The sequence below is a fragment of the Bradyrhizobium sp. NBAIM03 genome (assembly GCF_020194055.1).
In the GTDB taxonomy this organism is placed as follows: domain Bacteria; phylum Pseudomonadota; class Alphaproteobacteria; order Rhizobiales; family Xanthobacteraceae; genus Bradyrhizobium; species Bradyrhizobium yuanmingense.
The window spans coordinates 1-389 of the sequence record NZ_JADYVS010000275.1 but is presented as its reverse complement, the minus strand read 5'-3'; the positions used below and the strand labels follow the sequence as shown (position 1 = coordinate 389).

The 389-nt window shown below is 61.2% G+C and carries 1 pseudogene; it reads left to right on the top strand.

The features are described 5' to 3' along the window. Positions 1–165: 165 nt before the first annotated feature. Positions 166–389: pseudogene (pyrH, locus tag I6F21_RS38490) on the top strand (UMP kinase); the annotation flags it as partial.

The following is a 389-nucleotide window of genomic DNA, read 5'->3' as shown; positions in this document are numbered from 1 at the left end:
CAGGTGCAGCCTGCTTGCGCGGGCATCGTTGGTGATTTTTCCGACGGCTTCCGCGCAAGAAGGTTGCGGGATGTGCGAAGTCCCCGCTTTGCACGTCGTTGTCATATCCGCAGCGTCATTTCCCCTTTCCTGTCTCCCGTACCAGGAATCGTCACGAGGATCTCCATGCCTGCCTACAAGCGCGTTCTACTCAAACTTTCCGGCGAAGCCCTGATGGGCGACGATGCCTTCGGCATCAACCGAAGCACCATCGAAGGGATGGTCAACGACATCGCTGAAATCGTGAAGTTGGGCGTGCAGGTGGCAGTGGTGATCGGCGGCGGCAACATCTTCCGCGGTGTCGCGGGCGGCGCCGCCGGCATGGACCGCGCCACAGCCGACTACATGGG